This is a genomic window from Marinobacter sp. OP 3.4 (genome assembly GCF_036224885.1).
In the GTDB taxonomy this organism is placed as follows: Bacteria; Pseudomonadota; Gammaproteobacteria; order Pseudomonadales; family Oleiphilaceae; genus Marinobacter.
On sequence record NZ_JAVVLT010000077.1, the window covers coordinates 66,293 to 89,949 of the forward strand.

16 protein-coding genes are annotated in these 23,657 nt (G+C 56.8%); 9 read left to right on the top strand and 7 right to left on the bottom strand.

Features of this window, described 5'->3' with window-relative positions; translation table 11 throughout:
- Positions 1-5: 5 nt before the first annotated feature.
- Together RO069_RS13350 and RO069_RS13355 are read right to left on the bottom strand one after the other, a co-directional pair.
- Entirely contained in the window at positions 6-506 is a 501-nt protein-coding gene (locus RO069_RS13350) for a methylated-DNA--[protein]-cysteine S-methyltransferase (RefSeq protein WP_328188161.1), read from the bottom strand.
- Positions 507-531: 25 nt separating this feature from the next.
- On the bottom strand, positions 532-1,461 hold the full coding sequence (locus tag RO069_RS13355) for a DNA-3-methyladenine glycosylase family protein (protein ID WP_328188163.1): 930 nt from the start codon (positions 1,459-1,461) through the stop codon (positions 532-534).
- Between the two features lie 146 nt (positions 1,462-1,607).
- Here RO069_RS13355 and RO069_RS13360 point away from each other — a divergent pair, with 146 nt between their 5' ends.
- From RO069_RS13360 to RO069_RS13380, 5 genes are all read left to right on the top strand, one after another.
- Positions 1,608-2,192 (top strand): gamma-glutamylcyclotransferase, encoded by a 585-nt coding sequence (locus RO069_RS13360; RefSeq protein WP_328188165.1) that lies wholly within the window; start codon positions 1,608-1,610, stop codon positions 2,190-2,192.
- Between the two features lie 168 nt (positions 2,193-2,360).
- A complete protein-coding gene (locus RO069_RS13365; RefSeq protein ID WP_328188166.1) occupies positions 2,361-6,812 on the top strand; it encodes a PAAR domain-containing protein in 4,452 nt (1,483 codons plus the stop codon).
- Positions 6,813-6,833: 21 nt separating this feature from the next.
- Positions 6,834-7,814, top strand: a complete 981-nt coding sequence (locus RO069_RS13370; protein WP_328188167.1) for a hypothetical protein — start codon at positions 6,834-6,836, stop codon at positions 7,812-7,814.
- A gap of 45 nt (positions 7,815-7,859) precedes the next feature.
- Positions 7,860-8,240, top strand: coding sequence for a hypothetical protein (locus tag RO069_RS13375; RefSeq protein WP_328188168.1), 381 nt, complete (start codon positions 7,860-7,862; stop codon positions 8,238-8,240).
- Positions 8,241-8,326: 86 nt separating this feature from the next.
- Complete coding sequence (locus tag RO069_RS13380) at positions 8,327-8,995, top strand: hypothetical protein (RefSeq protein WP_328188170.1); 669 nt, start codon at positions 8,327-8,329, stop codon at positions 8,993-8,995.
- A gap of 28 nt (positions 8,996-9,023) precedes the next feature.
- Here the strand turns inward: RO069_RS13380 and RO069_RS13385 are convergent, their stop codons facing one another.
- Positions 9,024-10,733, bottom strand: coding sequence for a methyl-accepting chemotaxis protein (locus RO069_RS13385; RefSeq protein ID WP_328188172.1), 1,710 nt, complete (start codon positions 10,731-10,733; stop codon positions 9,024-9,026).
- Positions 10,734-10,934: 201 nt separating this feature from the next.
- Between RO069_RS13385 and RO069_RS13390 the strand changes: the two genes are divergently transcribed.
- The 4 genes from RO069_RS13390 (at position 10,935) to RO069_RS13405 (ending at position 19,781) form a co-directional block, all read left to right on the top strand.
- The gene (locus tag RO069_RS13390) at positions 10,935-11,345 is read left to right on the top strand and encodes a GFA family protein (RefSeq protein ID WP_328188174.1); all 411 of its coding nucleotides are present in this window, start codon (positions 10,935-10,937) and stop codon (positions 11,343-11,345) included.
- A 170-nt stretch (positions 11,346-11,515) separates the two neighbouring features.
- The gene (locus RO069_RS13395) at positions 11,516-12,229 is read left to right on the top strand and encodes a hypothetical protein (RefSeq protein WP_328188175.1); all 714 of its coding nucleotides are present in this window, start codon (positions 11,516-11,518) and stop codon (positions 12,227-12,229) included.
- Between the two features lie 63 nt (positions 12,230-12,292).
- Positions 12,293-16,831, top strand: a complete 4,539-nt coding sequence (locus tag RO069_RS13400; protein ID WP_328188176.1) for a putative Ig domain-containing protein — start codon at positions 12,293-12,295, stop codon at positions 16,829-16,831.
- Positions 16,832-16,847: 16 nt separating this feature from the next.
- Positions 16,848-19,781 carry a transglutaminase domain-containing protein gene (locus RO069_RS13405; protein WP_328188177.1) on the top strand — a complete coding sequence of 978 codons (2,934 nt, stop codon included), beginning with the start codon at positions 16,848-16,850 and terminating at the stop codon, positions 19,779-19,781.
- Positions 19,782-19,981: 200 nt separating this feature from the next.
- On the opposite strand, the gene RO069_RS13410 is transcribed toward RO069_RS13405, so the two are convergent.
- The 4 genes from RO069_RS13410 to RO069_RS13425 all read right to left on the bottom strand — a co-directional run bounded on the left by RO069_RS13410 (position 19,982) and on the right by RO069_RS13425 (position 23,631).
- Positions 19,982-20,437, bottom strand: a complete 456-nt coding sequence (locus RO069_RS13410) for a hypothetical protein (protein ID WP_328188178.1) — start codon at positions 20,435-20,437, stop codon at positions 19,982-19,984.
- A 208-nt stretch (positions 20,438-20,645) separates the two neighbouring features.
- Positions 20,646-21,254, bottom strand: coding sequence for an MSMEG_1061 family FMN-dependent PPOX-type flavoprotein (locus RO069_RS13415; RefSeq protein WP_328188179.1), 609 nt, complete (start codon positions 21,252-21,254; stop codon positions 20,646-20,648).
- A gap of 63 nt (positions 21,255-21,317) precedes the next feature.
- Positions 21,318-22,019: a hypothetical protein gene (locus RO069_RS13420; protein WP_328188181.1), complete on the bottom strand. Its 702-nt coding sequence runs from the start codon at positions 22,017-22,019 to the stop codon at positions 21,318-21,320.
- Positions 22,020-22,317: 298 nt separating this feature from the next.
- Positions 22,318-23,631 carry an amidohydrolase gene (locus RO069_RS13425; RefSeq protein WP_328188183.1) on the bottom strand — a complete coding sequence of 438 codons (1,314 nt, stop codon included), beginning with the start codon at positions 23,629-23,631 and terminating at the stop codon, positions 22,318-22,320.
- Positions 23,632-23,657 lie beyond the last annotated feature (26 nt).

The window sequence follows — 23,657 nt, forward strand, 5'->3', positions numbered from 1 at the left end:
ACCGGTTACTGGCCCATGTGCGCCCGCTCATGGGCCAGTAGCCACTGTTTGCGCTCGATGCCGCCAGCGTATCCGGTGAGTGACCCGTTGGCGCCGATCACCCGGTGACAGGGCACGATAATGCCGATGGGATTGCGACCATTGGCCAGACCCACCGCCCGGGAGGCTTTGCGGTTGCCGATACGTTCGGCCAGTTGCCCATAGGTTACTGTCTCTCCGTAGGGAATCTCCCGCAGCGCCTTCCAGACGGTTTGCTGGAATTCGGTTCCGGCCCCTGCCAGCGGCAGGTCGAACCGGTGCAGCCTGCCCTCAAAGTAGGCCATGAGCTGCTCCCGGGCGTCCCGGAAACGCTGGTCGTCACGATGCCAGTGCTCACCGATGACGGGCCGGGATGCCTGCTGCTCCATATGCAATCCGGTAATGGCCTCTCCATCGCCGGTGATCAGCAGGGTGCCGATGGGAGATTCCAGCTCGGTGTAGTAGGCGGTGGCTTGTAGTGATGGCATGGCAATGTCCTCCCGATAGCTCCGATTATCCACCCTGACCCAGGCTGTGCCAGAGGTGGAAGGCGGCGTAGGCACGCCAAGGGCGCCAGTGTTGCGAGCGGGCTTCCAGTTCCGCTGGTCTGGTGACACCGGCACCCTTGAGCAGTCCCAGGTCTGACCGGGGAAATGCATCCGGATCGCCCAGGGCACGCATGGCGATGTATTCCGTGGTCCAGGGGCCGATACCCGGCAGGGCCAGCAGTTGCTGCCGGGTGGCCTGCGGATCGGCGGTGGTGTCGAGGCGCAGTGAGTGGTCACGGACCTCCCGCGCCAGGGCCAGCAGGGTGTCCGCTCGCCGGCGGGTAAGCCCGCAGGGCAGCAGGTCCTCCCGGGTCAGCCCGGCGATACGCGCTGCCGTGGGTGGTAACCGGTCCAGCCCCTCGAACGGCGTTTCCAACGACTCCCCGAACCGCTCCACGATCCGCCGGAACAGGGTGGTGGCCGCCTTGACGGAGATCTGCTGGCCCAACACGGCCCGCATCGCCAGTTCAAACCCGTCCAGGGTGCCCGGCAGCCGCAGCCCCGGGGTCTGCTGACTCAATGGGGCCAGTTGGCGGTCGGATTCCAGGCAGGTGGCAATGGCGACGGGGTCCGCATCCAGGTCGAACAGCCGCCGCAGCGGTTGCTGGAGGGCCGGCAGGCAATGGCGCAGGGAAGGGGCCAGCTGCACCTGCAGCACATTGTCCGCCACCGGTCGCGCTGCGAGCCAGCCGGTAACCTCACCCACCCGCAGGGTGCGCACATAGTGGCCGTCCACCAGGCCCTGGCTGTGGCCGTCGGAGCGGGACACCAGGAATGCCGTCAGGGCGTCCCAGGCCAGTGGTGGCCGAAAGCCCAGCCGCAGACTCGGCGGCGTCAGGCCATGGACCTGACGGAACGCCTGGTTGAACGGACCCAGATCATCTGAGAATGTCATGGCAAAAGCATAACGCCGTCCGGTGGCCATGTCTGGTGATTTTCGGACATTAACCTGCTGGACGGATGGGGCCATGGCAAAGAGAATGGACGGGACACCAGGCCGCAAGTAGGCATCACGACTTCCGGGATCCGACACGAGACACCATGGCACTCGATACCACCGCACTGAACCGACAAAACCACCGGCTGGACCACCTCGATGACGTCTGGCTGTTCGGCTATGGCTCGCTGATCTACAAGGTGGACTTCCCCTACCTGGAACGCCGGGTAGCCAGCATCCAGGGCTGGGCCCGCCGATTCTGGCAGGGTTCCCACGACCACCGGGGCACCCCGGCATCCCCCGGTCGCGTCGCCACCCTGGTGGAGGCCCCGGGCGAAACCTGCGTGGGCATGGCCTATCGGGTATCACCGGACACCTTCGAGCACCTGGACCACCGGGAAAAGAATGGCTACCTGCGCTTTTTCACCCCCATGACCTTCGCCGACGGCGGCCACGCCGAAGGCCTGGTGTACGTTGCCGGCCCCGACAACGCCGCCTTCCTTGGGCCCGCACCGCTGGACGAGATGGCAGAGCATATTGCCCGTTCCCACGGGCCCAGTGGGACCAATTCGGAGTACCTGTTGCACCTGGCCAGGGCATTGGAAGATCTGGGGGCGATGGATGAGCATGTGGCCGGGTTGGCGCGGCGGGTAGCGACTATTATCTCAGAAATAACGCTTACTGACTGATGGGTTATTTGTCGGATCTGATAGCGATGTCACGCTTGGGGGTGGTTATGAGGTTAAGGTTCAGACAAACTTTTAATCCATGCTAGAATCTTGAGGTCGTCGGACAGGCGAATCCCTGCCAACTGGCCCGACATGGAATGTTAAATATAGGCACAAGGAGTAGTGACTATGGGCAAGCCCATGGCCCATCTGGGCTGTTATCACCAATGTCCCGATAAGTACGGAAAGAAACCCCATGTGGGTGGCCGTGTGATGGAAGGGGCATCTTCCGTCAAGGTCGGTGGAATTCCTGTTGCGCGAGTCGGAGATAAAGTCGCCTGCAGGCACTGTATGGATTGCCTGTTAGAGGGTGTTCCGAACATCCTGATCGAGGGGCAGCCCGTTACTCGTATTGGCAGCATGACAACCCATGCCGGCACGATTGTTGAGGGAAACCCTACGGTCAGCGTTGGTGATTACTCTTCTGCCGGATCTGTTAGTGAAGAATCGGCCTTGGTGTTGCACGAGGGGCTTGATAATCCGGAGAAGGAAACGGCTTCCTCAGGTAAGACTGAATACGACTCGCTTTCCACAGATTTCGACAACCCTAATACCGAACCTCCTCCTGTTTCCAGTGGCCAGGAAGTCGAAGGAACAGAAAGTCAGTCAATTTCTGAAATGGTTGATCAGCCAAAAGAAAAGAAAGAGCTGATCATCGAAGTCATGGGTAAGGAACACCCAAAAGGCCACCTTTTCCGCATTTTTGATGAATCCGACAACATCCAGAAAGAAGGGCTTGAGAAGCAGGTTCAATTGGATGAGCGCGACGAGTCAGTCCTTCATAAATGGGACTGGACCGATCAGCAAAGACACAATATCTGGCTCGAAATTGAAACAGAGTCAGGAGCCCCCATCCGACTGCCGGCGATTAATCAGGTTTCTGCTGTCGAAGAACAAACTGGACGTCAGAAGCATGTGATCTTTCCGGTTGTACCGTCGACATTGATATCCGGAGTGTCGTTCCAACAGGAAAATCCACGCCATCATGTTCTGTGCCGTAGTGGCTACCTGTATCTGTTCAAAGGTGACGAACTGTGGCGGGAGCTGGAAATAGAGGTAGGGGGAGACGGCAAGACATGTTACCGAGATGTACCCCTGCAGTCGTTCCGTAATTCCGACGGGGAATTCGAGCACGGCTATCGTGACCCCACTGGTGTTCCACTGGAGGAAATCTGGATTCCGGCGCGACTTCATGGCGCCTGGCAGACTATTGGTGCGGCATACAGCGAGTCGCAATGGCCGGGTGAGAGGATTAACTACTATCAGGGTCACGCAAGAGCACGCGAAGACCGGTCTACCCATGTCCGTTTAAAGTTACAAGACCCTGACATCGAGAATGGCAGTACGTCAAACCGCCATCGTCGTGAAAGCCATATCCTGGCTGCCTCAATCCTGAAGCCTCAACGTCCGCGAAACTTTATTGAGGAGTCGCGTTTTGATCGTCCGGAGAAGTTCATCTTTGACACCTCCGGGGCCTACTTTGACGAGGCTATGAAGGCGGCGACGGATGTCCACCAGCGACAGGAAGATCAGGGCGCTGACGACCCCGTAAGTGAAGGCGAACGACCGGAAATGGCCGCGCTCTCAAGTTGTTTGTTCAAAACGTTGAATGAGGTTGATCCGGAAACGCCGGATGCCCATGAATTTGATTGGGAGAAGCCCGAAGCATCCAGCGATAGTACGAAAGAACTGAGAAGCAGGAAGATTGGCGTTATCCGGGTTGACGATCCCTTGTACAGGATCCGCTATCTGCAACTGAGATACGTGGTGGGGTCCTGGTACGCAGGGGCGGCAGTACAGAGAGCGAAAGCGCAGGAACACTTTAAATCGGCCATTTTGGTTAACCGGGTGTTTGTTCCGGAAGGCGTGGGTGGCAAAACCAATCCCCTGCATGAGCACCTCTCAGAAATGGATGACGAGGGAAAGGGCTTGCTGGCAAAAAGTATTGCCAGTTCAGAAAGACGCCTGGCCATACAGTACCTGAGAGATGTGCAGAACGACCTGCTGATGCTACTGAATAGCTCGGTGGCAGACCGACCAATTGAGGACCTGTTCACCCACTGTGGTTTCGATTATGCCGGAGCATTTTATTTCGCAAGTAATCTATTCCAGCAACTAACCAAGGATCCGCTGGAGTGTGATGCGCTGGCGACTGTAGAGGACAGTGAACTCCCGAATCATGGCAAGAGGTGGCTTAACAACCTGATGCACGGTGCAGGAATGTCGGGGCTCTATTTCGCCTTGTTCCCCTTGAACGAAGACATCGATCTGGAAAATCCGTACGAAGAGCAAGAAGGCGCCAACTATCGCCCGGGGACCGGTCGTTTTCGGGGACCGGAACTCGCCTCACTGGAGAATGCTGATCTTCCCGACCTCTCATCCTTAAGAACCCTGGATGGATTGCAGGTAGTGGCTCTTGCGAAACGGAAAGCGATGGAAACCGTTATCACTACCAGTCTGCGTGCAGGGGCCCAAGCCCTGATGACCATTCATGGAAGCATTTGGGGGCAAATATATGAAGCAACCGAAAAGGCAGGACTTCAAAAACCAAGTCTTACGAAAGCAAAGCGGCAACTTGAGGAGCTAGAGAACAAAAAACAGGACCTGATAGCTAAACTGGCTGAGGAGCGAAGAAACTTAAAAGAAGCCCAAAGATTGAATGACGTGGCTCAATCAGAAATAGAGCAGGAGCAGGACCGCCTAAGAAAACTCCGGACTGAGCTTGATCTTCAGGAAAATAGTATTCGCCAGGAAGTTGCTTCCCTGGAAAGAGAGGCGATCACGACGAATATGCGGATATATTCCAAGCCCCTTGCTTCGTTGCGAGCTTCTCTGCCAGAGAATATGGGGCAAATGCATATGATGCGTTTGTCCAAGGCATTGGAGAGTGATTATCTAATAGTTGGGTTTTCGGAAGAATATAAAGAGGAGCTTGGTAAGAGGTTTTACGGCGATATAAATGTCGGGGATGATGTTGTTGCATCAACTAATAAGAATAGAGCAGAAAAGAAAAATATTCAGAGTAAGAACGCGATAGACGTCAATGTACTTGTGGTGCCAAGGACGAAAGAGTTTATAAAGCGAGCCGAAGCGATCTCCCGTGCGCAGACACAGTACCTGACTAAGGAAAATAGCTATCAGTTTGCAGAAGTCCAGGTGAATGCTTCTCAGATGCCTTATAGTTCCTCAGAGGTCACTGACATGGAACGTGCGGCCAGAAATGCTGAGGGTGGCATTGATGCCGTGAACTCGGATGGTGAGTCCCTGGATAACAAAGTCAGAAAAATGAAGAATCCTGGATACCGTGCACTTAATGGACCTGTTTTCCCAATTGCTGTTCTTTTGATCGAGGGCTTAAACGTTAAGGCTGTTGCATCTGGATATAATGAAATGCAGCGTCAACGTGGCACTATTAGGGCAAGGGCGGGAAGTATTAGTGCAACCTTTGACATAATATTAACTGGTGCAACAGTTGCGGCAAGACTTGGCTACAATGCAGGTTTGGCATCCCGAATCGTTCATCCTCTGGCTACCGGTTTAATGTATGAAATCGGAGGTAGGATAGGTCTTCTGGCAAAGCATCTTTTTGGAGGGCCTTTATTGGTTAGCGGCGTTCTCGGGATTTTCGCAAGTTTCCTGGCTGCGGGTATCTGCTTTTCAGACGCTGCTCATGCCTACCAAATGGGTAATACGGCGGTAGCGATAGGTCATGGGTTACTGGGCACCGGTACCCTGCTTATGGGCATAGCCGGAATTGCTGGTAAAGGTGGGCTGCTGATATTGGGGCCGATAGGTTGGGCTGTTCTTGCCTTGGCTTTTATCGGTGCCGGGGCCTGGTTGATATGGCGTAATAGCGATAATCCACTGGAAATCTGGATGAGGCATGGCCCATTTGGTAAAGGTGGCAATAGTCTTTCTACAGGAAGAGGCAGGGGGGCGCGTGGAAACATTGAATCCCTTAGCCACCTCAAGGATGCTAATGAAGCATACTATCGTTTGGTGAGCCTGATCAGCAGCCCCACGGTATACCTGGAAGACCTCTCTGACGATGTTGCCACGAGAGGCCAACTGCATAGAGATCTGTATTCTGCTAATGCCGTTCTTAGAATTGGCAGTCCTGTCATATCGATACTCGGTGATGCTCATAACACGATGATTAAGGCAGAGGCACGGTTGAGGGCCGATGTTAACGAAAAATCTTATATTTCATCTGTATCGATAAACCATCAGGTATATGAAGAAGATTTTTCCAAGTTTGTGTCTCTCGAGAAGCTTGTTCATGAAATGCCTTTTGTGGTTGGTAGAGAGCGCAATTTGGATGGCCTGAAGATATATGTGAAGCTGCCTGATAACTATATTGAGGATCATGTTGATGGGTATGATCCGAGGCGTTTTCGGGTTTCGTTCGGCTGGGATGTAAAGCTCCAGATAGTGGCAAAGTCTTTGGAGGTTGACCGAGACCTGGTTTTTCCAGCGCCTAAGCCTGAGGATAGTCTTGAGTTTAAGGATGATGTGGAGAAGCATTCTGTCGTGGATTTTGATAATGAAGATCAAGATTTCTGGTATTACAAAAGTGTGTAGGTTATAAGTTTGGGGCAAATTATGATTGTCAAGGATGAATTTTATTCAGAGAGCGCATACCGCTCTCCGCCTGAGCTTGGTAATGATTCAGGTGGAGATCTTTCTACAGTTAGGAAGATATCCAGGCAACGACTTGATTGGGGTGATGCGAAAGATATTGTTCCACCTACTATATTTACAAAGAATACCCCTAAAACTTTGAGAAGGTACGAGAAAGAAGGCGATATTTCAGATGATATTGGGTATGAGGGTTGTTTCGATCAGTCCTGCTTGAGGTTTGCCAGACTTTCAGTGTTTAGTTCAATTGTTAATTTTGTCAATATAATTGCTAAGGTTGGATTTTATGCTATGGTTCCAATGTTTATATTGAACGAATTCATGGTTTACTTCTTTTTTCAAGATGGGGGTTCGGCTCCCCTTCGAGAGGTGATTGAGTTCTTTTTTATAATCGTTGGTGTGCCTTTTCTAGTATGGAAAGGTACTGATATATTGATTACGGCTTTCCCCAAGTTCTTCATCCGATCCGGAAGAGGCCCGGAATGGGAAATCAACCGACGTACTGGAATGGTCAAGATCTGGAAGTATCCAAGAAGAATTCCGTTCGTCAAGCGGGGCAAACCCGAGATCATCGAAGAGCCTTTTACGGCGTTTACTCCCTGGATCGGGATATCCGGGGACCGGCATGGGGCACTCTATCGCTTCGAATTCTTCCATCGCGAGAAGGATCTTGAGGCGTTCGTTGGTGACGCTCTTGCACCCCAGAAGCACCCTGTCATGTGCTATGCCTACTGGCAGTTCCTACAGAACTACATGGATGTCACCAAGCCGCTCCCCGATATCCCGGCCCTTGAGGAGTATCGACACCTGGACCCGGTAACGGCCGAATACGACCAGAAAACAAATCGCCCGGAGCGCTATTGGCGTGATATGGACGATGAAACGTTCAAGCAGAAGAAACGCGAGCAGTTTGAAGAAGTTATGTCCTATCGGGGTGAGGTGTAGTGCCACCCTATCCGGTGGCATGCCTGTAGTGATTCTCGATAGCCTATGAGCAACCACAATGATGCAAAGGAAATCCCGCCCCGGGCGGGCCGGACGGAGCCGTTCCCCAGGGGGAAGTTGATGTTTCTTTCGCCAAGGCCCTTGCCCACCGGTTTACCCCCCGTGGACCATGTCCACGCCATCGGCGAGGTGAACGATGCCTACCTGGAATTTGGTACCGGGGTGCCGTCGGCTTTTAGTTGGCAGGCAACTTTAGGCATACCGTTTGGTGTGTTCATTATGGTGGCCTTTATTGCCCCCCTCATTGCCGCAGGCTTAACGTTGCTTCAAGGCTACGGCGCCACCCAAGCTGTTGCAGTACTCGTGGATCTGTTTGATACGGCTGGTGGATCGCTGTTGCTGGTGGACTTGGAGGATTATTTCTAGCGTACCTGCCCCGCTGGCAGGCCCATGGCCACCTGATCTGCAAGGTCCCCACCCGCTTCCACCGTCAGCGCCGGGAAGCCTGCTTTGTGGCCAAAGGGGAGAAGGAGCCCATCGTGCTGCCCTGGGAAGATATGGTGGCCTGGGTCACCGAGGCCCGGGGCGTGACGGAGTACGGCGTGCAGCGCCAGTACGGCTTTGGCTTCGGGTTCTACCGCCCGGACACCGTCGATAAGTACACCCTGGAGTACGAGACCTACGGCCTGGCCCAGGCCATCAGCAACTGGGAGGCGATCCGGGCCTATATGGAATACGAGGTGCACACCCTCAAGGAAATACAGGACCCGCTGGACCTCCAGGGCCCGGACGACCCGCCCGACCCGCCCTGGGAAGGGGTTCATGTATTCCGCAACGCCCGCGCACGTCTGCATCAGCAGTACCGGGACGGCGAGGCCGGCATCTTCTATTTCGCCGGCTGGTACCTGTACCATGTGATGACCTTCTGGACCATACCCAACCGGTTGGTGGAGTGGGAGGCCAGGAAGATCAGGACCCTGACCCACCGCGCCGTACCGGAGCAGATGGCGGAATGGTCGGAGCCGCTGCCCAAAAGTCAGTGGGGCAGGCCCAGCAAAGACTGGGTTAAGCAGAGCGCCCGTGTAAGGGAGCTACAAAAGGCATCGCCACAACGGCTTATTACGGAGATCTTCTCGCAGGTTAGCGAGGAGTTCGCCGAGCAGGATACGATGAAAGCGTGACTTAGCTAGCCGGTGAGGGAGTCCACTTTCACTCAATCCCAAGCACAGAAGCCGGCAACCCAATAAACAGCCCACCCCAATAGCGCCCGTCCGGCTCAATGGGCACTGACAGGTTGAACATGACTTCCCCGGTGTCACGGATGTAGCTCTGCAGCTTGAAGCGCCCCATATGGGGAATATCCCGGCTCTGGAAGAATCGCATGTGTCGGCTCTTCTGCAGGTCCACGTCCGGGTCGCCGGTGGGCTCGTGGGACAGTTCGCTGCGGTGGATGGCCACGTAGCCCTTGCTGTCCAGGGGCAGACAGTAGAGCGCACCGTCGCTTTCCTTCGCCCACTCGTCAATCAGGTACTGGCAGGCTTTTTGGAAGGCCCGTGCATAGCTGACATCGAATTTCTGCGGGTTGGTGTTGGCAATGGGCTGGTGGTTGCGGTCGAACATGTTGACGCCATCGGCCACCAGCTTCGCGATCTCCGCCTGGATCCGATCGCGGCGGGCTTCCACTTTTTCCAGGGTTTCCTCCAGCCGCCCGCGGCCGATACGGAACTGGCATAGCCTGTGGAGGGTTTCATCCGCGGCGTCCACCAGCTCGCTGGTGCGGTCATCGGAGTGCTGCATGCTCTCGCGGATGCGTTGGCCCAGCTCGCGGATTTCCGTGCTGCGGCCGTGTACGTCCCGGTTGACCACCGACAGTTCCTCCACCGCCGAGCTGATCTGCAGCAGGTCATTGTGGGAACTCTCGAAGTCGCCAATCATTCTCTCGAAGTGCTCGGACGAGGAACCAACCGAGTGCTGAACCCGGCCAGCCTGGTCCATCATGGCCTCGGTTTCGCTGGAGGTGCGCTCGACCACCTTGCCCATCTTGGCGACCAGGTCGTTGATCTGGTCCGCCGCGCCGCCGACCTTGACGGCCAGGGTACGGACTTCATCGGCTACCACCGCGAACCCCCGGCCCTGTTCGCCGGCCCGGGCAGCCTCGATGGCGGCGTTGAGAGCCAGCATATTGGTCTGCTCGGAAAATTCCTGCACCGTGCGCAGGATGGTCTGGATACTGCTGGAGGTTCCCTGCAGCTCACCCACCGTGCCCTGGAACTCGCCCATCATCTCGCTGACCTGGGTGATCAGCCGGGCGGCTTCCGTCAGTTCGGTGGCCGACTCTCGTCCGATCTCCAGGTTGCGGGAGTTCATCTCGGCGATGGTGGTGGTGCGCCGCGCCAGTTCGTCGATAGCGGAGGAGGACTCCTCACTGGAACTGAAGATGGTCTCGGAATAGGATTCCTGCCGGGTGGCATCCTTCGCGGTCTCTTCCGCCAGCTTGCGGCTGTGGGCGGCGGATAGGGTGACCTTGATGGTCTGGGTACGAAGATCCTCCAGGGTCTGGCGCAGGCGCTCGACAAACTGGTTGAACTGGTCGGCGGTTTTATCCGTGCCCTGGCCAACTGGCACTTCGCGGGACAGGTCGCCCTGATCCTCGTTGATGCCTTTAAGCACGGTGACCAATGCCTGGCGCCCACCACCGGCACTGCGGCTGAACTGGACAAGCAGCATGGCAATACCGGCCGCGCCCAGGGCGACGGCGAGCCAGCGGAACCAGCCCTCTGCCTGGGTGAACAGGACGATGGCGGTGATCACCTGCAGGCCCGCCCAGATCAGGTGGTCCCAACTGAGGTTCGGGCCCGCTCCGCTGAAAGGTTCCGAAGCAACGGGCGCCGTGGAAGTGGTGGTCGACTCGGACGACATGACTCATTACCTTGTATGGGGAAAACGGGTCGCCGGCAAGGCGACACTTGTTCTTATGGAAGCGAAACAAAGAGTCTAGTCCTGACCGGGGCCTTTATCCGTTTCTATATGTAACCTGAGGCGATGGTCTTTTGGCTGTTGTGGCCTGGTAGCCTCTTTGGCACGATTGGCTAACCGATTGAAAAAAAGGGAATCGTAAATATGGATCATTACACAGGTAGCTGCCTTTGCGGGGGCATCCAGTACGAAATCAATGGTGATTTGGAACCGGTGCAGATTTGCCACTGCCAGCAGTGCCGCAAGGCTCAGGGTGCCGCTCTGGTCACCAACATTCCTGTGTCTACCGAGCAGTTTTCGATTATTCAGGGTGAAGATCTGCTCACGGCCTATGAATCCTCCCCGGGCAAGCAGAGGGTATTCTGCAGCCGGTGTGGGTCGCCAATTATCAGCCGGCTGGAGAGCCTTCCGAATGTGGTGCGGGTCCGTGCCGGGACGCTGGATGGGAAGCCGCCGCTGACACTTTCAGGTCATGCCTTTGTGGGCTCGAAGGCTAGTTGGTGGCCTATAGTTGATGATTTGCCGCAGTGGGAGGCGGGGCGTCCTGGCAATTAGGCCAGTGATTTGTGAAAGAGGTGTACTGAAGCCCTTTTCGTACCAACGGCTACTCTGGTCTCCCGCTTCAATGTGACGGGTTTCACGGTTACAAACATTAACATTTAATTACTTTTTGTTGATTGGTAGCATCCTGTCCAAAGATCATACATGGATGACAGGAGTACAGGATGTTCCCCTTCTTTAGACGTACGGTCGCGTTGTTCGTTCTCACAAGCTTGTCTATCCCTTCCTGGGCGGGCGAGATTCGTTTGAATGACTGGGCTTTCAATGTTGATGGGGCAGTCTACGATTTCTTTGCCGGCGACCCGATGCCAGGATCCGGAAGCTTCGACAACCTGACCGGTCTTGGAACCCTTGAGTTCCAGTTCTCGTCACCGGGCACCCATTCCCTGATTGCCTTTTTCAACCACGAGTTTGCCGCTGGCCATAATACGTTTTTCAACGAGTATGGCGAGGCACAGGGGACGCCTGGTAACGGTCAAAGCTGGCAGATTGACGAACCCGGCCTGGTATTCGGAACTATCTACGACAATATGTTGGCCGGTGAACTGGCTAATACGAACTACATTCCTGAATCCAACCCGGAAGACGCATCACTTGCCCTGGGATGGGATTTCGAACTGCAAGCGGGTGAGGAAGCCCTCCTGTCGTTGGTTATTGGCGAGCAGGAACCGGACGCTGACTTTTATCTCTCCCATTCCGACCCGGAGATGGGGGCAGGCTTTGATGAGCAGTCGTCCCTGTACTTCTGGGGTGATCTGACGATTACCGGCGGCTCGGTTCCAGTATCTGGGCCCACCTCTCTTTCCATTCTCTCCCTGGGGCTTCTGACCCTGGTATGGCGCCGTCGAGCGTCTTTGCCAAGGACCGCTCGCTGTTGAGAACGGTCAGCCCCGTTCCACTTATACGCTGATTGCTGAAACCGCATTACCAAAGGGATTGTCATGAAAAGGAACTTCCTTGCTGCCCTGCTGGGCGGCCTCGTTTCTACCGGTTTTCTGTCCGTACCCCATGCCAGTGCGCAGCAGGCGCCCGTGGCAGCCGATGTCATTGTAGTGATCGATGAATCGGGGTCGATGTCTGGCGAGCAGCGTTGGCTTGGTGACATGGTGCCGTTGCTGGAAGAGAACCTGAAGCAGTATGGCATTGGGAGCGAGGCGCAACCCAACCAATACGGTCTGGTCGGCTATGGGAGCTCTAGCGTGGTTCCCAGAATGTTGACCATGGACGGTTCCCCTCTCGGGAGCGCGCAGCAAATGGCGGAAGCGTCCAATAGGCTGGTAACCAGCGGTGGAACCGAAGACGGGTGGCGAGGCATTGAGTACGCCCTGGATGAGTATCCCCGTCGAAACGGGGCGGCAGTCAACATTATTCTGGCCACTGATGAAGACAGGGACAATACCCGAGGCTCCATTACCTATGAAACGGTTCGGGACAAGCTGGGTGATCAGCGGGCGCTGCTGAATGCGGTCGTAAACGCCCGTATCTATTGTGGTGATGGCTCCCGGGCATTGGGCATGGATAGCCTTGGAACGGGCTATATCGCTGACGGAAGTGGAGGCTTTACGACCTGTGAGGGTGCCTATGCCAGCGGCGGGTCCGGGCGGACTATTCCACACTACGTTGATCTCGCCATGGAAAATGGGGGGGCGGCCTGGGATCTGAATGTACTGCGCTCCGGTGGCTTGAACGCAGAATCCTTTACCCGCGCGCTCCTGGACATCAAGGTTGAGGAAATCCTGGGGCAGCGGCCAACAGGCGACCTGGTTGCCGTTGTCCAGGCCACGCCGAATCCCGCTGTCGCTGGCGAACAGGTTACGCTGGATGGGGCCGGATCGTTCCACCAGAAAGATGATCGCACCATCGTTCGCTGGCAATGGGACCTGAATGACGACGGTGCCTTCGACGCTGAAGGGCCAGTGGTGCAAACGTCCTTCCCTGAGCTGGGTGAGTATCCCGTGACGTTGAAGGTCACGGATGACGGTGATACGCCCCTGGTTGAAGAGGCAACGGTAGTCGTCAACGTCGACACGCCGCCCCTTGAGCCTACGGCGAATGCCGGTGGCCCCTATCTTTTCTGTCCACAGAACCAGCCCTGGTTCCTGGATGGGTCCCGTTCCGCCAATCCGGATGACGGTCTCAGTGAGGAAGGTCAACCGGAGGACCGGATCACCGCCTGGGAATGGGATCTGGACAACGATCTTTCCTTCGATGATGCCAGCGGTGAGCTTGTAGACGTAACCAGCCAATTGGATGGTCTTGGAACCGGCGATCACCTGGTTCGCCTGCGAGTGACGGATAACACAACCAACGCATTTCCTAGCAGTGGCCAGCCGGACCTCACCGATACCATGGTGTCGCAAGTGAGCATCCGGGATGCGGCGGATACCGCATGTAACTGCCTGACCGATGTGGCGGCGAGAGCGAACTTCACCAAGGTGCAGCTCACGTGGACGGATTCCGGAGCGCATCGTTATGCCATTCACCGTAGCGACCAGCAGGGTGGCCCCTACACACAGGTGGCCACGACGGACAACCGTTACTCCACCTATCTGGATATGGGGCTTGAGCTGGATAACACCTATTACTACGTGGTGAGCGAACTGGGTACCGATGGCCGTCCCACTTGCCGCTCCCGCGAAGTGGCGGTGACACCCCGGGCCCGTCGCGTCAATGAATCCAACCGGGCACCGGTGATTGAATCAGTCCCGGTCACTGAGGCGACGGAAGGTGTTCCCTACGAATACTCCGTGGAAGCCAGTGACCCCGATCGCAGGGATCGCATTGAGTATAGCCTGCAGGTAGCGCCCCAGGGCATGACGATTGATAGCACCACCGGGGCTATCGAGTGGGTGCCGCTGAACGTGCATGCGGGTGAACAGACGGTGATTGTCCGGGTGTCCGACAGCCAGGGAGAGTTCGCTGAGCAGGTCTTCACTGTACTGGTTGCTAACGTGAACCAGGCCCCGTCCATCGTCAGTGCGCCGCCCACGGAAGCGACGGAACTGGAGACCTATCGATATGAGCCCAACGCTGTGGACCCTGATTCCGGGGACCAGCTCACCTGGGCACTGGAAAGCAGCCCTGCGGACATGTCCGTGGATCCCGGTTCTGGAGTAATCACCTGGACGCCTGAAAGCGGTCAGGCTGGAGCCTGGAGCGTCACACTGCGTGTTACCGACAGCGAGGGCGAATCCGATATCCAGTCTTTTGAGGTAGTGACAGCGGAACAGAACTACCTGCCCAGCATTGCCAGTGAGCCGCTGACACAGGCAATGGTTGGCCATGAGTATGGTTACGACGTCCAGGCCACTGACCAGAACGCCGGTGACCCTCTGACCTATGCGCTTGGGACCTTTCCGGATGGCATGGAAATAGGGCCTGAAAGCGGCGAAATACGTTGGACTCCCCAGACCGGCCAGGAAGGGCAGCATGAAGTAACGGTGGTGGTTTCGGATGACCGCGGCGGCTCAACCTCCCAGCAGTTCACGGTTGATGTCGCTGGGGAAGCGTTTGCGCCGAAGATCACTACCCAGGTGTTGCCAGACGCCAAGGAGGACCAGAGTTACAGCGTTGCGATAGTTGCTGCCGATGACAACGCGGATGACACGCTGACGTTCTCCCTCACAGAAGCGCCCGACAACATGCAGATGGACTCGCAGACCGGTGAGATTGCCTGGTTGCCGGTATCCACCCAGGTGGGTCCCCATCAGATACGGGTACGGGTGACCGATAGTGCCGGACTTTACGACGAAGTGACCTTCGCTCTGCAGGTGGTTAGCGTTAACTTGCCACCGCGTATTGTGTCCGAACCGTCGGTGAACGCCGTTCCGGAACAGCCCTACCTGTACCGTGTTCAGCTCACGGACCCGGATAATGAAGACTTGGTCTCACTGACGCTTGCCGAGGGACCAGCGGGTATGAGCCTGGATAGTGCAAGCGGATTGCTGCAGTGGACGCCGACACCTGAACAGGTAGGCAGCCACGGAGTGAGGTTGCTGGCCGAAGATGACGCTGGCGCGACGACTGAGCAGGTATTCACCGTGGTCGTGGCCGAAGGCAATCTTCCGCCAACCATTACCTCAACGCCATCCCAGGTCGCTACGGCAGGCGAGCCGTACCAGTATCAGGTCGTAGCAACCGATGACGGTGAAAATCCTCTGGAATATTCCCTGGTTGCGGGGCCGACCGGTATGTCGATGACCGCCGCAGGCCTTATTAGCTGGACCCCGCCAGACGACCAGGCAGGTAACTTCAACGTTGCCGTTCGGGTTACTGATGAGGAAGGGGCGTCGGTTACTCAAAGCTATACCCTGAGTGTGAACTCCGGCAACCGCAATCCGTTGATCACCAGTTTGCCGACAGGATCGGCCCGATCAGGCCAGACCTGGTCATACCAGGTGGTCGCCAGCGATCCGGACGGTGATGCATTGTCCTACCACCTGACCAGCAATCCCCCGGGGATGGCCATAAGTGGTAGTGGTCTGGTCAGTTGGTCTCCTGCAGAGGATCTTGAGGGCAGCTTCCCCGTGACTATCGAGGTGACCGATGGCAAGGGCGGCGCTGTATCCCAGTCCTTTACCCTGAACCTGAGTGTGGACAACGCAGCACCGTCGATTACCAGTGCTCCGCTGACGGTGGCCACACTTGAAGAGGCTTATCAGTACCAGGTCGTAGCGACGGACCCCGAGGGCGAGCCCCTGGGATATTCCCTGGAGACAGCGCCAGCGGGTATGAGTATTGATCCAGTCGGTGGTCTGATTACCTGGACGCCGGGAACAAGTCAGCAAGGAAGCCACCAGGTGGTCGTACGAGTCGAGGATCCCGAGGGAGCATTCACAACCCAGGGCTTCATGGTTGAAGTGACCGAGGAAAACCAGGCGCCCACCATCGACAGCGAGCCGGTGACCTCCGCGCGTCCTGATGTGGCTTGGCAGTATGCGGCGACGGCAACGGATCCGGACGGCGATCCGTTGAGTTGGGAATTGATCACAGGGCCCGCAGGCATGTCCATCACTGAGTCCGGCATGGTCAGTTGGACTCCTGATCAGTCCCAGGTGGGCGGCCACACTGTCGCGGTGCTGGTGCGCGATGGTCGGGGAGGATCCGTTGGCCAGTCGTTCACCGTCCAGGTGACCGGCGATTTACCCCCGCCACGTTTGCACAATACCCCGACGTCCACGGCGGAAATCGGCAAGACCTATCAGTACCGGGTGCTGGCAGTAGACGCCGAGGGCTACACCGCCGACGTCAGCCTGATGGACGCTCCGGCGGGCATGACAATGGCAGAGGAAAACGGCATACCGACGATCACGTGGGTGCCGGAAGAGGGCGATTGTACCAAGCAAGTCACGTTGTTACTGACGGACCAGTACGGCCAAACAGCGCAGGAAAGCTGGGATATCCGGGTATTGGCGGCCCCCAGGAAACTGAACCGAATCCAGTGCTCCGCGCAGTCCGGTGCATGTGGTGGCCAAGGCTAATTCAGGGAGAGAAACCATGTATTGCGAATTTACGACCGACGCCATGTTCTCGCAGCGCTTCAAGCGAATCGCCAGTGCCCTGGTGCTTTTCTTCTTCTCGTTCACGTTCTATTCGCCGGCCGTGCAGGCCGCCTTCAGCGAATTCGAGCGTAAGAACCAGGTGCCCAGGAACACGTTGGAATATATCAATCCGCTGGGGCAGACACTGGAATCGATGCACGAGCAGGTTGTCAGGATCAGCGAGACCCTGAACGGCCTTGATCAAAAAATCAGCGACAGCCGCCAGCGGGTGGAGCGTCAGCTCGAACGCCTGGAGGCGATGAGAGACACGTTCAGCGAACGGGACCTGATGGTCCGTGAGCAACTGTCGTTCGAAGCAGCGGCCATTGATCGTGCCCAGCTGTCGGATCAGGTTCGTCAGAGGCATGACGACTTCGAGCAGAACTACCTTGAGCATGTTGAAGCAATCAACGCCACCCTGGATCACCTGAAAAGCTGGTCTCTTGAGGACCACGCGGACTATGCAGCGCTGGAGAATTACCTTGAGGAACTGAAGGGACTGGTGGGCGATAAAGTGCGCGACCCCCAGCAGAGCTATAGCAACGATCTGGATTTTGTTACGCCCCCGCCCCGCCCGCTGTATACCAATCAGTCCCAGATAAACGGTTTACTGGACGTCAGCGGTACGCCCAACTGGTCAATGACGGCCTACCTGGAAACCGACGCAGCCACCACTGCCGGGGATCAGGTCCAGCAGCTTCTGAGTGATACAGGTACAGATCCTCTGGCCATCTATCAGTCGATCAAGGATTCGATCCGATTTATCCCCAGCTACGGCCTGATGCAGGGTGCCGAATACACGCTTGAAAGTCAGCAGGGCAACGCCTTTGACATCTCCAGCTCCTTGATCTCGGCGTATCGGGAAGCTGGCATTCCCGCCCGGTATCGATACGGTACCGTCGCCATGCCGGCAGAAGCCGTCCAGAACTGGGTCGGAGGTGTCACCAATCTGAATGCCGCCACAAACATCCTGAGCCAGGGTGGGATTCCTCAGCAGAAGCTCTCCTATGGTGGTGCTGCCGAGGAAGTGGAGTTCGAGCACGTCTGGGTTGAAGCCTGGATTAACGGGCAGTGGATTGCCCTGGACCCCAGTTTCAAGCAGCATACCTTTGACGAGGGAATGGACATTGAGACGGCGGTCCCCCTGGACGCACAGGGCTTCCTGTCGGACCTGCAGGCGTCGGCGACCGTCAATGAGGCGGAAGGCTGGGTTCAGGGCCTGGATGCCGGCATGGTCCAGTCCCGGCTGGATGACTACCAAACCCAGGTGGAAGCCTATATCGATGCCCAGGATAGCAACGCCACCCTGGGGGATGTGTTGGGCACACAGCAGATCGTTCCTGATGAAACGGCCCATATTGAAGACGTTACGCTTCCCTACGAGCGTGTTGATGTCAGCGCTGTTGTTCCCAACCTGCCGGAATCGCTTTACTACCGTTTCAAACTGCAGGTGGGATCAACCACGGGTGGCAGCTTTGGCATGCCGGTGCAATGGGCCGGTGTCGCCGCCGAGCTCGATAAGCTGACGCCGGAACTGGTGGGCAAGTCCATCGCAATCAGCTTCCGTCCGGCCACTGAGGCCGACGAGCAGACTTTGGCGAGCTACCTGCCTGAGAACCCGCAGTCAGTGGAGGATCTGCCGAGCCAGCTTCCCGCCAACACCATTCGGATGATTGGCGAACTCACGGTTGATGGCGAGGTCATCGACAGCACCCCAACCGTGACCCTGGGCCAGGCGTTGATGGTGCGCTTGGGGTATGACTCACCGCAACACGGGTGGCGCTTCAGCGAAAACAACCTGGTCGCGGGCAAGTACCAGGCGGTGGGCATCGATATGCAGGGTATCAGCCCGGAACAGCTGGAGACGCTGCAGCAGAAACTGGAGCAGGTTAAAGATCAACTGGATGCGGAAGACTACCAGGGCCTAACCAAGCATGACCTGGTGGGCGGCATCCTGCAGGCCGGCATCCAGGGTTACCTGGCGGAGACCTACGCCATGGACAAGCTTGCCGCGCACGCCACCGATATTGTCTATCATCGCAGCCCAAGTTACGGCACCTTCTCCACCGAGATGAACGTGTCCTACCTGTTTGGTATGCCCCGGAATGTGCTTTTCAGTGGGGTGGTGATGGATGTGGACCAGGTCTCATCCAATACGGAATCCGTAGACAACTGCTACGAAGACTGGGTAGCCTTCAACCGCAGCTCTGGCATGCGCAGCAGCGCCTATGAGCACCTGATTCCGGAGCGCCTGTTCTCCACTGAGGAAGAATCGGCGGAGGGCGTGTCTACCGCCAAGGCTCTGACACTCGCCGTGGCTCAGGGCCAGAAGGTCTACATCCTGACGCAGGATAACGCCGCCAGTCTTTCCCTGCTCACCATCGATTCCGAGGCCCGGTCAGAGATCCAGACCGCCCTCCAGCGGGGCTTTGAGGTGACCGTCCATGAACAGCCGATCAATGTGAATGGCTGGGAGGGCAGCGGTTACTCCATTATTGATCCCGAGCATGGGGTTGGGGCTTATAAGATTAGTGGGGGAACTAGTGGTGGATTCTTGACCTCTGAGCAGTCGAATTGGCTATTTGCAATCGGCCTCGGTTTGGGCCTAGCGGGTGTTTTTATTGCGGCACCAATCATTGTAATCTTATCCACAGCAATATCACTTGCATTGATTGCTGACCGTTTCCTGGACATTACTTCTGATTTAAGTGGAACCCAGTGCGAGAACAGCGGGGCAGCAGAGCTTTATGTAGGACTGGCACTTGGAGTATTTGCTCTCGGATTTCTGTTCGGCGGTTTAGGTGCGTTCTTTCTCTTGAGCTATATTGCTTTTCTGGCTGCAGGTGCGATATCCGGGGCAATAAATAGTAATAACCCAATATGTGAATAGATCAAACGGCTTTTGCAAGGCTAGACGAATGAAGCAGGTTGTATTCTATATATCGATAGCGTTCTTGGCTGCTGGCCTATGGGGCCTGGTAAGTGGTCGAATATTTTTTGGAAGCCGGATGGTCTATCGTTGTGATGGCCGTGCGAATTTCTACGCTGGAATCATCGGTTACTTCCTGTTAGCTGCGCTATCCTGGTTTTTTAGTAGTCACCTATGACTTTGCTCTTTCTTGCTGCGGGAACCGTTGCTACAGGCTTGTGGCTTTTGATTGTCAGTTCGCTGATTACAGGGCGATTTACGCCCTGGTCAGAAAATTCAGTGCGTTTCAGGGACGCGCCTTTGTCATTTATCTTGCAGCAAACAATACTGATTTTGGTGGGGGTATCAATCGTAGGCGGCATTTGGAAGGCAATTAGTTGATCACGAATGATAATATTTTCAGTGCCTGCCAACGCAGATCTGCCCCGACAGAGGTGGCAGCAATCCGGGAGACTTAGCAAATGAGTTTTAAAGGCGCCAGAAAGAGGAAGCCATGGATCAGTAATAATAGTGACAACCGGGATAAGCAATTCTGGATCCAAATACGATGGGGGTTCGGCGGTGGTCTGGTTCTTGCCCTGATCCTCATGGCTATGGAAAAGGGTTGGTTCTAACATCAGGTGGCCGATACTTTTGAGGTGGCTTGACCAGGCCCTGATGGACCGATACTAAGATGAGCAGAAACTGTGGTTCTCAAAGAAAGGAGAGTCTGAGGGATTTGACTTCATCCAGTCTCAAATGACGGTTGTTGTCATTGCCACGATCTTTTTTGGGTTGATGATTTTGGCAGGCAAATTAGGCTGGATTTGAACATTGGGAGCGGCATCAGATATCTGTCTGGTACCGCTCCCGAACCCCCTCATCAATTTGCTCTGCTTCTATCTCGGTAAGACTCCGGTTCTCCGCAATCTCCTGCCCGAAAGACACTTTCACCCGCTGCCTGGGGGTGTCCGGATTCCAGATGCCACTACGAATCAGCGCCTTGCCGCAATGAAAGTAGGCGTTCACTACCTGTAGGCGCATCACCAGTAAGGCCTGTTGGGTCTTGGACGTCAGTTGCTGGTTCAGGCTGTTGTCGTGCACCAGCGTCGGGGTGCCATGGACTCTCAGCACCTCGGTGGTACCCGGCACCATAAACAGCAATCCCACCTTCGAACCCTCAAGAATATTCTGGAACGAAAAGGCAAGTTTGTTGCCCTTGCGTTCGGGGACCAATAGGTGCCCGGCGTCCTCCACGTGCACAAAGCCTGGGTCGTCCCCTTTGGGCGATATGGTGGGGAAGCCATCGCCATCAACGGTGGAGACCATAACCAGCGGCGAAAGCCGGGTAAAATGCACCATGCGCTCGTTCAGGTGATCGTAGATCTTGCCTGCGGCCATGGGGCCCGGTTCGCCCAGGATCTCGCGTACTTGATCAACACTGGAAAGGTTCATCGTTATAACTTCCGAATAGCGTTTGAGGGCCGCCTGGATTTCAGTGGCCCCGGTGAAGAGGAATCAGAGCCTCTCCCCGGACCAGGGGCAGTAATCCCAGGAAATATGCGCATCCCTGCCGTTGGGGCATTTGCGGGGGACGAACAGGGAGTTGAGGGGCAGCTCGATGGTGCCCTCCATCGCGTCGCCGTTGCGCTTGGTCAGGTCGACGGCCAGGGTGCCGGTGCTGTAGGGATCCAGCAGCCGGTCGGAGTCCGCTTGCTTGTCGTCATAGACGAAGAACTGGAGATTGCTTCCCAGGTTGCCGATGGCGCCGGCCAGGATCGGGCGGAAGGCGCTCAGCATCATTTCCAGGTCGGGGTCCAGTTCCTTCATGGGCTTCAGGACGACGGGGTCATCCCCTTCCGGCGTGAAGGTCACCCGCATGGTGTCTTCGATTTCCTGCTTGGGGTAGAACTTGAACGCCCCCATCTGGGTAATGTCCGCCTGCACCACCGCCAGGATGGAGACACCGCTGACGGCATCGATGGTGGCCTGCTTGTCCGCTTCGCTGGAGAAGGTGTCCCGGGACAGGATGGCCTGCCAGAATTCGGTGGGAATCCACCACACCACCGCGGCATGATCGTCGCCGGCCCCCTTGGGCATGACTTGCGTATCTTCGGTCAGTTGATCAGTGGGGACGTCTGCCAGCGGCTTGCGTTCAATCGCCAGGGCCTGGGTGCTCATCAGCAGGATGAGGGCAAGGGAGGGCAACAGCTTTTTCATCGGAGTTTCCTTTCGTTTCGGTCCCTGGGTCCGCCATGGGAACGGAACCCTACTTCATTGTGCAGGACGCACGGTAAACAGCGACGGGAAGGGGAAATCGGCGGAGCTTTCGGGCCGGAGTCCATTCTGGCGTGACCGTTGGTTGCTTCCTGCAAGTCCGGTCAACATTACCATCCGCTCATGGCCAGGCCAAGGCTGAAAACGAAGGTTCGGGACGGAATCGCTGGATTGGCGGGGGGAACGGCAGCCTAGTAGGGGCCCGGCCCCTTACGTTCAGGGACCGGGCATGGTTTCGGATTTACTGATTGGCCAGATAGTCGGTGGCCAGTGCGGAAAGTGCCTGGATGCCGGTCACCAGCGCCTTGTCATCCACGAAGAATTCCGGCGAATGGTTGGGTGCGGCGCCCTTCATCTTCTCCATGGGAGTGACCCCCAGGAAGAAGTACAGCCCGGGCACTTCCTTCGCGTAGTAGGAGAAGTCCTCGGAGCCGGTGACCAACGGGGCTTCAAAGACCCGGCTGGGAGCCACCTTCTTCAGAGTCGGCAGCATCTGTTCGGTCAGGGCCGGGTTGTTCACGGTGGTGGCGTAGTTGTTAACGATATTGACCTCGGCTTCCGCGCCGGAGGCCATCGCGATATGTTCCGCTGTCTTTGTGATCTGTTCGTTCACATGGGCCTGCACCTCGTCATCAAAGGTGCGGATGGTGCCGCTCATCTCCACGGACCCGGGGATGATGTTGTGGCGGGAGCCACCTTCAATGGTACCGATGGTCACCACTGCCGGGGCCGGCATGATGTTGGTGCGGCGACTGACCACGGTCTGCAGGCCGTTGATGATCTGGGCGCTGGCGACAATGGGATCCACGCCATCCCAGGGCTGGGCGCCGTGGGTCTGTTCACCGTTGACGGTGATGTACAGGTCGGAACTGCTGGCCATGGTGGGGCCGCTACGGTAGCTGATGATGCCGGTGGGCGCCTTGGAAGTGACGTGGAGCCCGAAGATAGCGTCCACATCCGGGTTCTTCAGGACGCCTTCCTCCACTAGCAGGCGACCACCAAAGTGACGCTTACCCTGATAGACATAGTCGCTGGGGCCTTCCTCGGCGGGCTGGAAGATGAACTTCACGGTGCCCGGCAACTGGTCCTGCACGCTGGCGAGGTTCTCCGCCACGGCCATCAGGATGGCGACATGGGCATCGTGGCCACAGGCGTGCATCACCGGTGTTTCCTTGCCCTGGTATTCCTGGATCACGTCGGAGGCGTAGGGCAGACCGGTGGCTTCCTTCACCGGCAGGGCGTCCATGTCGGCCCGCAGGCCGACCACCGGTCCCGGTTTGCCGCCCTTGAGCACACCTACCACGCCGGTGGTGCCGACGTCGGTCTCAACCTCCATGCCCAGGCTACGCAGGTGCTCGGCAATCAGTTCGGCGGTGCGGTGTTCCTGGTTGCCCAACTCCGGATGCTGGTGGATATCGTGCCGCCATTCGATGGCTTTCTCGTGCACGCCGGCGGCACCGTCAATAACCTGGTCGGTCAGTGACTGGTCGGCCAGGAGGGTGGGGGAGGCAAAGGCGGTGCAGGCCAGGGTGGTACCCAGCAAGAGGTGTCGCATGGTGTTCTCCTTGTTGTGTTTTCGTT